Here is a 14,244-nt window from a genome sequence, read left to right as displayed (position 1 = left end):
TTTTCTCCTCTCTAGAAAACTCGATAATTAGCCAGTTTGTAAGCCATTCTGTACGATATAACAATCAAAATGGTAGCTACCACTGATTTGAATAACCCCACTGCTGTGGCAAAACTCATCTTCCCGTTCAAAATTCCGAGTCGATACACAAAGGTGTCAATGATGTCGCCTTTGTCATACACAAGTGGATTGTACAAGTTGAACACCTGATCAAAACCAGCGTTGAGGATATTACCGATAGAGAGTGTCATCAGTACAATTGTAATCGGCATCAATGCCGGAATCGTAATGTGCAGCGTCTGTTTGAACCGGTTGGCCCCATCCACCTCGGCAGCCTCGTAGAGCGCAGGATTGATTCCTGATAGAGAAGCTAGAAATACGATCGTACCAAAACCAAATTCTTTCCACACATCGCTGACGATTAGCGTAATACGGAACCATGTGCCATCTCCCAGGAAGAAAATGGGTTCTCCTCCAAAGGCTACGACAAGCTGGTTCACCATGCCGCCCTGAGGGGACAGGATATCAAGCAAAATCCCACCGAGAATAACCCATGATAGGAAATGCGGCAGATACACAAGCGTCTGACTCACTCTTTTGAATGCCGTCAAGCGCACTTCATTGAGCAAAATGGCAAACAAGAATGGAGCGAACAGTCCCGCGATGATTTTGAAAAATGCAATGACCAGTGTATTCCAGATTACCTGACCTACATCCGGATATAAGAATAAATATCGAAAATTGTCCCAACCAACCCATTTGGATTCAGAAAATCCCAAGTATGGCTTAAAGTCCTGAAAAGCAATTACAATGCCGCCCATCGGTATGTACTGAAACACCAGTGCCAGCAATACGGCTGGAACGAGCATCATATGCAAGGTCCAATTCCGTTGCATATTCCAGCGCTGTTTGACCCTGGTGGAGCGCCGTTTATGCGGCGTTTCTAACGTATGTTCCTTCACTCCTGCATCCCCCATGTTCTAAATTTTGTATTTTACAAGTCATCGTGAACTTGTATATTAAAATTATAGCAATGGAAATTTGCGATCTATATCCTAATATTGCAACAACGATATCACTATTTTAATGAGATTTAGGAGGTTGGACTTTGTTTACACGCATGAATGTCTTCACCAAAATTACATTGTTGTTTGTGATGCTGCTTATTCTGGTATTGTTTCTCTACACATACTCGAACCGGGAAAGTGTACGTGTCATTGAACACGAGATTCAGAACAATACGATGAATCACCTGTCAACATTTGCCGATTCAGTCGAATCCAATATTTACCAATTGTCATTATATGGGATGTCTATTGGTCAAGATTCCAGCATTCAGGAATATCAACGCCCTGACTACAAGGATGTTCCCTATGAGCGTGTGAAGGTTGGAAGTGCCATACTGGAAAAGATGAATCTGTACAATGCAGCAAGCAAATGGCATTCGACCATCACTCTATACTTTCCTCGGATGAAAAAAGTGATATCGACGGATTACTATGCTTACATTCCGTACAGTGATAATGAATTTAAGGAGTCCCTATCGCAGTCCTGGACCTATGCCGACAATCAGTTTATCTGGTACACGACTGACCCAACGACAGCGATGGTGCAACCCGACAAAGCTCGATTAATTACCAAAATCAGTTTTCCAGTTCATCACTTAACTACCCTTCTCAATCAAAACAAGTTAAACAATAAGGGCGATCCATTCATTTTCCATCCCGACTATGGCCTAATCAGCAATAGCTCTGGGAAGGAAACTCTGACTGCCATCCTGCCCTCTCTGAAAGAAGCAAAACTGCAAGCCAGCGGTGGATTCAGCACAACGTTAAACAAAACGGAATATTACGTCTCCTATATTCAATCCAAGAGCTTGGGCTGGTATTATGTTGACTATGTGCCAATGCAACAGATTTTGAAACCGATTACGAGCAGCCGAAATCTGTTTTATGCTTCAATTGCCGTTCTGATCGTAATGAGTGTCGTTGTTTTATATACACTCTATCGCAGTGTACAGCTTCCGCTTCTCCAGCTGGTAAAAGGGACAAATCGCTTGTCCACCGGGGATTTTTCCGTTCGGCTGCATCACCCGGCACGCAATGAATTCAGTCTGTTATTTGCACGATTCAACATCATGGCCCAGCGAATTCAAGAGTTAATCGAGAATGTATATGAGGAGAAATTAAGGAGCCGCGAAGCTACGCTCAAGCAGCTTCAATCGCAGATTAATCCGCATTTTCTCTATAATTGTCTCTTCTATATCAAGAACATGGCCCGAATGAAAAATGAAAAGGCTGTGGTAGCCATGGCATTGAATCTGGGAGAGTATTACCGTTACATAACCAGGTCTGAAAAGGACCAAGCCACGCTTCGGGAAGAGTTGACGATGGTCAAAAATTATTTGGAAATCCAGTCACTTCGTCTGGAACGAATGCATTTTACAATCGACGTGCCTCATGATATTTTAGATAAAACAGTCCCCAGATTAACCCTCCAGCCTATTATTGAGAACGCTATTATTCATGGTCTGGAGCCCAAATCGGTGGACGGTGAGATTAAAATCTATGCGGACTGCAAGGATGATGTGTACACGATTATCGTAGAGGACAGCGGGCTTGGCATGTCTGAGAAACAGCTGGATCTTCTGAGAGATAATCTTCTTAAGCCGCTGGATGAGAATATGGGATGTGGTACATGGAATGTGCATCAGCGTTTGTCATTTCAGTACGGTGAAGGTTCGGGACTCTTCTATGAACAATCTTCAATGGGTGGAATTAAAGTTAACATCACATGGCACGATAATACAGACAAGTAGGTGAAAGACCCATGCTGCAAATATTACTAGTGGACGATGAACGATCAGTCGTGGAAACGCTGGCTGAGACCATTCCGTGGCAAAGCTGCGGGATTGGCACAGTACATGAAGCCTTATCCGGTTCGGTGGCGTTGGAAATCATGGAAAACCACGACATTGACATTGTCATTACAGATATACGAATGCCCGAAATGTCAGGTATAGCGCTTATTACAGCGATTCATGAAAAGTGGCCGCATGTACAGACGATTCTGTTATCAGGTCATGCTGATTTTGAATATGCAAAACAGGCTATCGCGCAGGAAAGCTTTGATTACTTGCTTAAACCGGTTAGCGATGAAGATCTTATTGAAACGGTCCAACGCCTCGTTCATCGAATTAAAGAAAAGTGGGAAACGGCAGCCTCCCATCAACGAGCCTTACACGCCTTTCAGGATCACCTGCCCTTGCTTCAATCCACCATGCTGCATGAATTGCTGACTGGAAAAGTCTATGATCCGAAGACACTGGCAGACAAGCTTGATCTGCTGGAGCTTCCCTACTCCATAGGTGAAGACCTGGGTATGTTGGTTATTCGCATGGAGAAACATCTATCCGAAATGGCACACGGTGACCTTGCCCTAATGGAATATGCGATATGTAATATCATTAGTGAAGTGATGCATAATCATTTTCATATCTGGCACACACGAGACGTTCACGATTACATTGTTGTTCTGGTTAGCATGAAACACTCCACAACGATGAGCTATAGCAGGAACGAGACACCTCAGACCCTGCTTGAGCAGTATGCTGCCCAGATTCAAACCAATGTTAAGTTATACTTGAAGGGTGCGATCTCGATTTCCGTCTCTAACTGGGGCAAGTTCCCTCACGAAATAGGAGAAATCTATGAGCGGTCCGTTATGTCCATGCGTAAACGGATGGGGCAAGTTCAAGGCTTGTTTGTCACAGCTTCCGATGAGACGGACGCCAATCCGCTTCATACGATCAGGTCACTTTATCAGCCGCCAACGTTGATCAGCCTATTGGAAGCTGGACGATTTGAGGATGTGGAACACAAAATTGAGCATATTTTTGAGGAATTGCTGCATTCAAGTGAACATCATGATATTGCGGAGTCAACCATTGAAGTGTATTTTGCTCTCGCTGGTGCATTTGCGTACATCATTCATAAAAATGGTAAACAAATATCTTCTTTGATTCCAGCGGAGTCCAATCGTTATTTTCATGCTCCCAGCTATTCTACTGCACAGCAGTTGCAAGACTGGTCCATACGTACGCTTTATTACATACGAGATGATGCCGAACAAGAGCTCAGAGACAATCACAGCACCATTGTACGCAGCGTCAAGAGTTTCGTAGACCTTCATCTGGCCGGAGATGTATCGCTGCCTGCCATTGCCGACCATGTGCATCTGCATCCAGTGTACTTGTCCAAAGTATACAAGGCGGAGACCGGTGAAGCACTAACTGCCTATGTATACCGGTTAAGAATGGAGAAAGCAGCCTATCATTTGCGAACGTCAACTGCCAAGGTATTTGAAATTGCTGAACTTGTTGGATACAACAATACCGCCTATTTCATACGAGTTTTCAAGAAATTTTATGATCTTACTCCTCAAGAATATCGGGAAAATCTACCGGTTTAAGGGATACTCAGACCAGACTTGACGTTCAAGTGAACTCACCGTTTCCCATATTCATATTGCATAACAAAAGGCATTGCGGGAGTTGCTCTCCTGCAATGCCTTTATGCTTCTTCTGTTACCGCACCGCATCGAATTCATGTTCGCGGCGCTGTCCGCGTCCTATTTTCCGCTTTTAACGGACTCATACCACTCATTTACTTCTTTTGTAATCTGGTCTCCACCTGAGGATTTCCACTTCTCAACAAAGGAGTCGAAAGCATCCACAGAGGTTTTGCCATATACAATTTGGGAGAAGGTATCTTTCTCCATCTTCGTCAAAATATCATTGTTCATCTGCATCGTCATGGAAGGTGCACCGGTAAACATCTGATTGAACACGATATCTTTTTGATCCAAAACAATCTTGGCTGCATCAAGCATAGGTGTAGGTACACCTGATTTGATTTTTTTCTCAAATGGCGTTGTTGGTTCTTCACCGCTTGCCAGCTTCGCGAGAGTTGTCATGCTCAGATTCGGAATTCGCGCACCGTCAAACGTTAAAGTGTACTTCTCGGGAGCATAACCGCCCGTAAGACTTGCATCGGTTGATGGTTTACCATCTACCATAACCCAATCGTATCCTTCCGCAAATCCATGTTCGAACTCATCGCCCTCTTTAGGATTCGCATAGTGATCAAAGAGATAGTTCTGATAGGTGAAAAAGGCTTCCGGATTCTTCATGTCTTTGTTAATCAGAATTACGCCGTTTCCGTTCGACGTACCATGTCTCCCTGCTTGACCATCCGGACCGGAAGGAATCGGATATGCCTTGTATTCAGCCTCAGGATTATTCTTCTTCACATCCTCCAGCGGCCAGGATGGCATCCAGTGAGGACCTACCACAATACCTGCTTTTCCAGCAGTAAATTCTTCAGCAGCTTTTGTCTCGTCATACACGCCGGCTTCTTCCGGGATATACCCTTTGCTCATCCAGCTTTGTAATTTGGCTAAAGCCTGTTTTGCTCCGGGTGTTACGGAACCGTATTCAAGTTTTCCATCTTCCGTCAGATTCCATTGGTTCGGCATGGTACCATAAGCGCCAAATACCCATCCGGCTTCTGACATCCATGTGTTCAGCCAGTTCTTGAAACCAATGGTCAATCCGTAGGTATCCTGCTTCCCATTGCCATCCGGATCTTGGTTCGTAAACGTTTCCATAATGACTTCTAGATCATCTATCGTTTTAGGTGCTTCCAGATTGAATTTCTTCATCCAGTCTTCACGGATCCACATGACAGGATCGCCGTTATAGGCATAGTCCAAAATGGGAATACCGATCTTTTTGCCATCTTGCATGTATGGATACCATACGGAAGGATCTTCGTTTACGGCTGCTTTCCATGTATCGCTCGCATATTTGTCAAACAACTCGCCGGCATCGACAAATTTTCCAGACTCAATCAATTCACGTACCAGATTGAACTCGCCGCGATACGAAATAATGTCCGGCATTTCAGCATTGGAGGCTAGTGATAGGCGCAGCTTTGTCTCGAATGCATTGTTGGTGGATGGTGAGATCCATTGATTTTTCAGCTCAATCCCGAGCTTCTCTTTAGCCCATTTCGTATGGACATTGTTGTCCTGGTCCTCGCCTGGCTTGAATTTTACATCCGGGCCCCAAGGCCGTAGATACGTGATAGACACTGGTGGATCATATTTCCCATTTTTGAGCTCTAACGTTGCCGCAGGAGTGCTCGATTCTGTTTTCTTGTCGCTCCCGCTACTGCATCCACTCAAGGCTGCAGATACAGCCAATACACCGATCATAACCAAGCTTCCTACTCGTCTCTTTTTACGTGTGTCCAACTTCGTTCCCCCAGTCTATGTAATGTTGCTTACAGGTTAATCATAATGAATGATTGATATTTATGCCCATACTAATTTTGCAACATTTATTGCATTAATTTAGGATATTGGATATTGAATATATAGATTGAATAATTACAATACCGTTTTATAGAGAAAAAAGCAGCCGTTAACGGCTGCTTCAGTCTACTTAATTACTCGTATATTTTACCCAATCGTACTCTGCATATAGCGGATTGGCACCGTTGTAAGGGCCGAGCCAGCTATCTACACCCGTTCCATTCCAGAGATTCATCATAATTTTGCCTGGTGTTTTTGGAATATTACTGGTTGCCGTATGTTTCAAGACACCATCAACATACCATTTGATATGTCCCGGCTGCCAGTCGAATGCGTACGTATGGAAACCTTGAGATGCATCAAAACCTAGATTGATAATCTGCTCATGATTGCCAACCCCATTGGTATAATAATTAAACTGCACTTTGGTGGTGTCTTTTCCTAAAAATTCGATGTCAATTTCATCCCATTGGGTGCCATGTGAGGGCCCTGTGTATGTGAAAAATGAGGAAACCACACCTGTGTTCTTGGCAGGTTTCATACTGACTTCATACAAGCCGTATCCATACGTATTCGTGGATCGGTACTCTCCGCAATCGAACTTGTTTTGTGCAGAACTGGTCAAACCAAGCTTAAGCTTTCCATCACTTGTGAAATTAACATTGTTAGCCCGCCAGGTACAGTTGAACATTCCCCCATTGGAATACCCATCCGCCTTTTGCCATGTGCTTGCGTTAAAATAGGTTAGAGGCTCCCAGAACACATAACCCGCGAAAGCGCTTACTGAAAAAAACAAAGAAACGATACCTGTTACCGCCAAAGTATACCAAGACTTCCTCTTCATCATACACCTCCATGAATGATTCCAACATGTAAAAGTTAATATTACTGAGTGCAGGTCAATAAGGTAAGTATAACTGTACTGCACCTAATAGATAGCGCTTACATGGTTGGTATTTCCATTTTATCTGGAAGCAGAGTGGTACACTATAGAAAATTTCAAAGCAGAGATATTCATTTTTTAAGATTTCCGTATCTAATTATGACACGCCAGGAATATGCTGATTTTATAAATGAAATATTTAATATAATGAAGCGCCTGCCCCTCAACATAGAGGAAGCCAGACACTCCATGAATACGATTTTACATGTAGCTCAACATTTTGGTTTCTTTATTGACCCTAGATAATCTCTATTGAGCTCCAGCCCGTACCAAAATGTCTTCTATTTCCTTAAAGCCTTTCTGCTTCGCATGACTGAGCGGTGACACACCATCACGATCTGTTATATTGACGTCTGCTCCATGCTCAATAAGTAATTGAATGGTCTCTTGCTGTAGTGCATTGCCATCGTTTAATATGATCGCTTCCAGAAGCGCTGTCCATCCCAATTGATTCACGTGGTCCACATTCACTGAAGTTTGGGTTAGGAGTTCTCGTACCACCTCCACATATCCATGCTCCGAAGCCGGAATAAGTGCCGTTCCTCCATATCGATTCGTTATCGCTGGGTCTGCTCCCGCCTGGATCGTTAACTTCAAAATGTCCAAATATCCTTCAGCCCCAGCGTACAGGAATGGGTTATTCTTCATATCATCTTGTACATTTACATCTGCACCAGCTTCAATCAATATTTTTGCTGAGGCCAGATCGTTGTTATATGTTGCCATCATGGCAGCCGTTCTTCCGCTCTGATCCTGAGCATTGATATTGGCGCCCGCTTGAATCCATTTTTGAATATTTTCGTTATCTCTATCCTCTACCGCCTTAAACAACTTTTCTTCCAGTGAAGTCATGTTCTTCTCCTCCACATTCGAGTCGTTTTTCACTTCAGGTACACAGCCTTGCAAGATGAACATACTACTTATCAGAATAACGATGATTAGCGACTTACTCATACTGCCTCCTTTACTCCAGTGTCAGGGTAACCGAAGAAGAGACGCTCCAATCTCCAACTGGGTTTAATGTATAGGTCTTACCTGGAGTCAGCTTTCCGTCATTCGTAATGTCGAATACACCTGTAGATCCTTTTCGACTTGAGTATTTATAAGTGGCTGTCAGAACTTCCCCGCTAGGCGCTTTTAACGTTACGCTCCGACCAGAGAACAGCTCATCTTCGGGATCTTGGGCAAGCGTAACTTCAATGGAGGTTTCACTCACAGCCTGAGCACTTGCAACCTCCAGCGCATCATACGATTTTGCAGTGAATGAAGCATTTTCGAGGTTTGCCCAGTCTGAAGAAACGGTATATGTTACACCTGGTTTCAACACTTGACCTTCAGGCATACGGAACTTCGGTTCTTGTTTGCCGTCTGTCGATTGTGTGAACGGCACATATCTGGCAATGATGGGCTCGCCACCTTCTGGCGTAATTACAACTTGTCTTGCCTGCATGGATGAAATGATTTGAAACGTTTTGCCTCCTGCTTGCTCTTGATCATTCAGCACGAAAGCATTCGCGCCTCGACCACCACTGTAAGCCGAGATAATGTAACCGTAATCCACGACTCCGTTCTCTTGCAATGCTTCAATCTCGAATGTATCATTCGTGACTTGACTAGCTGTAGTCATGTTTATTTTCGTGCCACTGCCTTCAAAGGAACCAACGTCTTGGCCTTTGTAAGTAAGGTTGTACACTTCACCAGCATCTTGTACGGACGTTGGAACGATGTAAGTGGCAATCGAACCTGTTTTCAAACGGGGCATATTGGTTAAGGTCAGCCCACCACTAAACGCAAAGTCCGTTTGTGCCTTGGCAAAAGCTTCATCCGTTGCTGTCAGTGGTTGGTCAAACGTAACGATTAACGTAATGGCATTCAGCGATCTAACGCTCTTGATTTGAGCTTGCTCCGAAGGAATGGCTCGGTGGGCTGTTTGCAGGAGTACGGCTGCTTCGCCGCGTGTTGCTGGACCGTTCTCAGAGTAGAACTCGCTCATCCAATGGTGAACGGATTTTACGTCACGCTGCATCGCTTTGGATACGACCTGTTCGAGTTCAGCATCTGTCACTTGAGCTTGTGGCTGGAATTGTCCATCGTTTGCCTCCATGATTCCGAGTTCAACAAGCTTTGACGCATAAGGTGCATACCACGCATTCGGGTTCACGTCCGTTATTTCTAAGGTTTCGCCCGTCTTGCCTTCCAAATTAAACGTTTTGTAAACCAAGGACGCCAGCTCAGCACGCGTAATCGCTCTATGTTCACCCATGGATTGATCTGCGTACCCATTCATGATCCCCAAACTATTCAGATCCTTGACAGCAGCTTCAATCTGTTGTTGGGTAAGCTGTGTGGTTGTTGCCGCGATGTTAGTAACGTATGTAGCTGCATGTACTTGATTCCCAGTTAGCGGGAATACTGCTGTACCTAATGCAGTTATGGTTAGAAATGTAGCGATTTTGCGGGTTGTAGAATTCATGGTTGAATTCCTCCTCTATAGGTTGTAGTTGCTTGTATCTATAGAATAGAGGACAAAAAGAAACTCCCAATGATAAAGTTATTAACAAAATATAAACTGGCTCTAAATTTTCACGAAACTTATGCAGTAAACCGGTAGCCTGCGCCCCATACGGTTTCAATATACTCCGGATTTTTGGGGTCTGTCTCCAGCTTGCCACGCAGTTTGCGAATATGGACGGTAACCGTTGCTATGTCTCCAGTGGAATCCATGCCCCAGATGCGCTCAAACAGATCTGATTTGCTGAATACACGATTGGGATGACTCGCAAGAAATACAAGTAACTCGAATTCCTTGGTTGTAATCGCTACCTCTTCGCCATTAACGAAAACGCGGCGTGATCCTTTGTCAATGTGAAGCCCCCTAATGTGGATTTCATCCTGCTCAGCTGGTTTGTTTTTGCTAAGTAGTCTCTCGTATCGGGTCAAATGAGCCTTTGCTCGCGCAACCAATTCACTTGGGCTGAACGGTTTTGTAATAAAGTCATCCACTCCCAGATTAAATGTTCTGATCTTATCGATTTCTTCCTTTTTCGCGGAAACGACAAGGATGGGTACCTCCTTTACCTCGCGAATGCGCCTGCAACATTCGAAGCCGTCGAGTCCCGGAAGCATCAGATCAACAATGATCAGATTGTAGTCCCCCTCCAGTGCCTGCTTCAGGCCTTCATCTCCGCTGTGGCATAGATCCACGGAAAATCCATTGAGCTCAAAATAATCCCGCTCCAGTTCCGCAATCGTTGTTTCGTCCTCAATGATCAAAATGTTTGCCATGACTCATTAGTCCCTCTCTTCATTTAGCCGTTTCAGTTTGATATATATGCTCGTGCCATTATTGGGCTTGCTTTCTGCCCAGATGAAGCCCCCATGTCCATCAATGATCTGGCGGGCAATGGCCAGCCCAAGCCCACTTCCACCCGTTGAGGAGTTGCGAGATTGTTCTGCGCGATAGAAGCGTTCAAATATATAAGGCAGTGCCTCTTCGGCTATCCCTCTGCCATTGTCTTTAAACGCCATCGTAATCCAATTCTCATCCGCTTGAAGTGTAATCTCGAATCGTTTGAGGTCATTCTCCATGTATTTGAGTGCATTATCCACCACATTGACAACGGTACGTTTTAACTTCTCCGGATCCACAGCAGACATAGCGGGACCAGACACCTGGTTATTCCAATGCAAGGCAACACCTTTGTCCTCCAGATCGTATCTCAACTCTTCAATGCTGTCTTCCAGGAAATCAGCGATATCAACTGTCTCGAACAGGAAAGGCTCTTGATTCAAGTCAAGCTTCGAATACAAAAACAGTTCATCCACCAGCTTATCCATGCTAACTGCTTTGGAGTGAATGATATTAACGTAACTCTCCATTTTCTCCGGAGTACTAGCCACTCCGTCACGAATGCCCTCAATATAACCTTTAATATTAGTAATTGGGGTACGAAGATCATGCGAAATGTTGGAAATGAGCTCTTTGCGGTTCTCTTCGTCCTGCTGTCGTAACGCATAGGAGCGCTGCAATTGATTCCGCATACTCTCAAATGCTTCACTGAGTTGTCCAACTTCATCATTGGAGTTTAATTGAATTTTAAAGGATAGATTGCCATCCTTAATATGCTCGGCTGAGCTTCGTAGTTGATTGAGCGGCTTAATGAAACTACGCGTGATCCAGCGGAACAAGAGCAGATTCGCGATGATCAGGACGCCGATAAGCAGTAATGACATCACAGGTAGCAGCTTGCGAGTAAGCTCTGCGAAGGGGCTTCTCTCACGTATGACGAAGATACTTCCCCGTTCCCCATCTGAATATTGAAAATCAAACTTTGCATACGCATAAAATCGTTCACCAATATTGAAAGTGCTTCGAATCTGATAATTGTTAAGATCATAGGCAGGCAGTGCTTGCTTTAGTTCTGGCTGGTTGAAGGTCAACGATTCGAAGATCTGGCTATTCTCCCGTCTGACGTAGAGCCCAGACTTCTCAGCCCGCAGCTTCATGTCATATTCACGCAGTAAAACCTTGTTCTGCAGATCATCCGGGTCATTTTTGGCCAGAAACTTCATCTCTTGAAAGATCGATTCTCCCTGTTCAGTCAGTGGATTGATCTGATAATGCACCTTGTAAATATCGCGAAAACTCTGTAGATCCCCTGTGGCTGCAATCGTGTATAGGCTAGCCGTAAGCAGGATGAACAGTAAACTTATAACGAGCATGCCCGTGAAGGACAGTAGCATTTTTATTCGAATGGACATGGGTTCCCCTTCTCAAATAAACATTTGGATTAGTTCGTGCTTGCCTTCAGAATGTCTGCGGCGTATTGTTTGCTGCTCATCTGCACTTTCATAATTTTGTTATCCCTTGTTGTCCAATTATAACTAAATTGTAGAGCTTAACAATCCTTTCGGGAAGTACGCACTTTGAAGCGAGGTAGTTACACGCACGAAATTAATGCATTTTTAAAGTTGTTATCCAAACTATGTAGAGCAACTATTCAGATTAAATCCGAGGATCCGACTCTACATTCCTTTGATGATGCTTGGGAGGCTGCAGCCGGTACAGCTATGGTTCATCCAGACCTTCTCTATAGGAGCGAGACGTCCGTATAATTCCCACGTATTCAGCTGCCGCACGCCGAGTTTCATAATTCACTGAATTTATAAAGACAAACATAACAAAAAGCATAACCCTCGAACATTTCCGTTCGAAAATTATGCTACTTTCCTTATGGCTAATCATCATTTTAATATAAACAATCCACGATAAATTTGCAGTCAGGTCGTTTCCATAGCTTAATATACAACCTCAATATGTTAATAAAGTAAACGTCTAATTATCATCCGTTAAACTCCAATTAACTGAAACGAATAGCACTTATGTTTCTTACTTCTGCCGTTGCGCTCGTAACGTTTGTAGTTGTTGTAAATTGCAAAATTAAAAAATATGTTATTGCCGTTGTAGTAGGAGGGAAAGTACTAACAGTGCCGCCAATGGGATAAATCCTTATTGTACCTGCGGCATCCCCCCTTTGGGTGTAGTTCAACTGGATCCCCCCCCCCCGCTCCTGCAAAATTGGTCAGGGTAATGTTACAATCGAAGCTCCAGTTATCTTCCACAACCACTGCGATCTGCGAAGTAAAGTCCAATTTTACAAGATCATCTGCCGGAATAGAGCCTGGGTCTACAGTTACGGAGCCAAGCGTAATTGTTCCTGCCAACGGAAGATTAAGCAACCCGGGCTGACTGTCAAAAAACAGCGAAGAAACTGCCGCCGCCCCTGTGGCTCCTGTTGCTCCTGTTGCTCCTGTTGCTCCCGTCTCGCCTGTGGCTCCTGTTACTCCTGTTACTCCTGTCTCGCCAGTTGCTCCTGACACTCCTGTCTCACCTGTAGCTCCCGTCACTCCGGTTTCGCCAGTGGCTCCTGGTACTCCCGTCTCGCCTGTAGCTCCCAGCACTCCGGTTTCGCCAGTGGCTCCCAGCACTCCGGTTTCGCCTGTGGCTCCCGTTGCTCCGGTCTCGCCTGTGGCACCTGTCGCTCCGGTTTCGCCTGTGGTTCCCGCCGCTCCCGTTTCGCCTGTGGCTCCCGCCGCTCCGGTTTCGCCAGTAGCTCCCGTCACTCCCGTTTCACCTGTGGTTCCAGTTGCTCCGGTCTCGCCTGTGGCACCTGTCGCTCCCAGTTCGCCTGAAGTATTATATCCAGCTCCTATAAGTTCACTCGACACCAGACGATGCGCAGTCACCAGCTCTCCATTCTGGTCTCTTCCCCATACCGAAATTTTGGCGTCTGCCACAGCGGCGTCACCCAATGTAAAATTAAACTCAACTGCATCAAAATTCGCATCAAAGTCTTTCGTTATCACTTGATTAGGCAAAACACTAAATAACTCTTCAACATATAATGTACGGACGTCCGATAAATGATATCCTTGAACCAAGATATGATATACATCGGTTAAATTGTGATTGACCATTCTTACCGTCATTCTCTGGGTAGGCCGCACACCACTTCCTGCAACAATATGATTTTCGATTGGCCCCGTTGATAAAACTGCCATACTAGATGCCTCCTTTATTCAGAGCCTCTCGGTGAATCGAGCTCATCTACTATGATTATGTAGAATACCAGGCAATCGTGAAGTACAAGTTGCCCATATACAAGTTCAAGCATGGGTTGAATGACTGTGTCCTGACTCCTCCTGCATAAGAACATGCTGATGAAGCAACTGAAGTCAAGAGCAAAGATCTTGTATATGCTCTGTTATCGGACGATTTCCCTGCATGATATTCCTGCCCCTCTATCTATTACAGCGTTTTGCAAACCATCTCGAATCCTTCAAAAAGTGAATTAAAAAAGAATAACCCCACCTTATTAGGCAGGGTTATTCTCCATTTTCATACCAGCAGAAGCTTCTGTAAAGAG

General features: G+C 44.6%; 10 protein-coding genes. 2 read left to right on the top strand and 8 right to left on the bottom strand.

The features are described 5' to 3' along the window. Positions 1-11 precede the first annotated feature (11 nt). Positions 12-962 (bottom strand): ABC transporter permease, encoded by a 951-nt coding sequence (locus NKT06_RS15315; RefSeq protein ID WP_421889768.1) that lies wholly within the window; start codon positions 960-962, stop codon positions 12-14. A 146-nt stretch (positions 963-1,108) separates the two neighbouring features. Here NKT06_RS15315 and NKT06_RS15310 point away from each other — a divergent pair, with 146 nt between their 5' ends. Further along, positions 1,109-2,818 (top strand): sensor histidine kinase, encoded by a 1,710-nt coding sequence (locus NKT06_RS15310; RefSeq protein ID WP_253435953.1) that lies wholly within the window; start codon positions 1,109-1,111, stop codon positions 2,816-2,818. Between the two features lie 11 nt (positions 2,819-2,829). Beyond that, the gene (locus tag NKT06_RS15305; protein ID WP_253435950.1) at positions 2,830-4,470 is read left to right on the top strand and encodes a response regulator; all 1,641 of its coding nucleotides are present in this window, start codon (positions 2,830-2,832) and stop codon (positions 4,468-4,470) included. 159 nt (positions 4,471-4,629) lie between these two features. Here NKT06_RS15305 and NKT06_RS15300 read toward each other — a convergent pair whose 3' ends face one another. From NKT06_RS15300 to NKT06_RS15270, 7 genes are all read right to left on the bottom strand, one after another. Beyond that, on the bottom strand, positions 4,630-6,315 hold the full coding sequence (locus NKT06_RS15300; protein WP_253435947.1) for an extracellular solute-binding protein: 1,686 nt from the start codon (positions 6,313-6,315) through the stop codon (positions 4,630-4,632). Between the two features lie 190 nt (positions 6,316-6,505). Next, the gene (bglS, locus tag NKT06_RS15295) at positions 6,506-7,219 is read right to left on the bottom strand and encodes a beta-glucanase (RefSeq protein WP_253442587.1); all 714 of its coding nucleotides are present in this window, start codon (positions 7,217-7,219) and stop codon (positions 6,506-6,508) included. Between the two features lie 348 nt (positions 7,220-7,567). After that, positions 7,568-8,272 carry an ankyrin repeat domain-containing protein gene (locus NKT06_RS15290; RefSeq protein WP_253435944.1) on the bottom strand — a complete coding sequence of 235 codons (705 nt, stop codon included), beginning with the start codon at positions 8,270-8,272 and terminating at the stop codon, positions 7,568-7,570. 10 nt (positions 8,273-8,282) lie between these two features. Then, positions 8,283-9,791, bottom strand: coding sequence for an S-layer homology domain-containing protein (locus tag NKT06_RS15285; RefSeq protein ID WP_253435942.1), 1,509 nt, complete (start codon positions 9,789-9,791; stop codon positions 8,283-8,285). Positions 9,792-9,910: 119 nt separating this feature from the next. Continuing rightward, a complete protein-coding gene (locus tag NKT06_RS15280; protein WP_253435939.1) occupies positions 9,911-10,603 on the bottom strand; it encodes a response regulator transcription factor in 693 nt (230 codons plus the stop codon). Positions 10,604-10,609: 6 nt separating this feature from the next. After that, the gene (locus NKT06_RS15275) at positions 10,610-12,079 is read right to left on the bottom strand and encodes a sensor histidine kinase (RefSeq protein ID WP_253435936.1); all 1,470 of its coding nucleotides are present in this window, start codon (positions 12,077-12,079) and stop codon (positions 10,610-10,612) included. Positions 12,080-12,799: 720 nt separating this feature from the next. Beyond that, positions 12,800-13,879, bottom strand: a complete 1,080-nt coding sequence (locus NKT06_RS15270) for a collagen-like protein (RefSeq protein ID WP_253435933.1) — start codon at positions 13,877-13,879, stop codon at positions 12,800-12,802. Positions 13,880-14,244 lie beyond the last annotated feature (365 nt).

Source organism: Paenibacillus sp. 1781tsa1, from assembly GCF_024159265.1.
Classification (GTDB): Bacteria; Bacillota; Bacilli; order Paenibacillales; family Paenibacillaceae; genus Paenibacillus.
Note: the sequence above shows the minus strand (reverse complement) of the source record. Positions and strands in the feature narration are given on the sequence as shown.

What these genes read in the sequence shown, in the direction of transcription:
- NKT06_RS15305 (WP_253435950.1), top strand. Translation starts at nt 2,830, where the DNA reads ATGCTGCAAATATTACTAGTGGACGATGAACGATCAGTCGTGGAAACG.
- bglS (WP_253442587.1), bottom strand. Translation starts at nt 7,219, where the DNA reads ATGAAGAGGAAGTCTTGGTATACTTTGGCGGTAACAGGTATCGTTTCT.
- NKT06_RS15290 (WP_253435944.1), bottom strand. Translation starts at nt 8,272, where the DNA reads ATGAGTAAGTCGCTAATCATCGTTATTCTGATAAGTAGTATGTTCATC.
- NKT06_RS15285 (WP_253435942.1), bottom strand. Translation starts at nt 9,791, where the DNA reads ATGAATTCTACAACCCGCAAAATCGCTACATTTCTAACCATAACTGCA.
- NKT06_RS15280 (WP_253435939.1), bottom strand. Translation starts at nt 10,603, where the DNA reads ATGGCAAACATTTTGATCATTGAGGACGAAACAACGATTGCGGAACTG.
- NKT06_RS15275 (WP_253435936.1), bottom strand. Translation starts at nt 12,079, where the DNA reads ATGTCCATTCGAATAAAAATGCTACTGTCCTTCACGGGCATGCTCGTT.
- NKT06_RS15270 (WP_253435933.1), bottom strand. Translation starts at nt 13,879, where the DNA reads ATGGCAGTTTTATCAACGGGGCCAATCGAAAATCATATTGTTGCAGGA.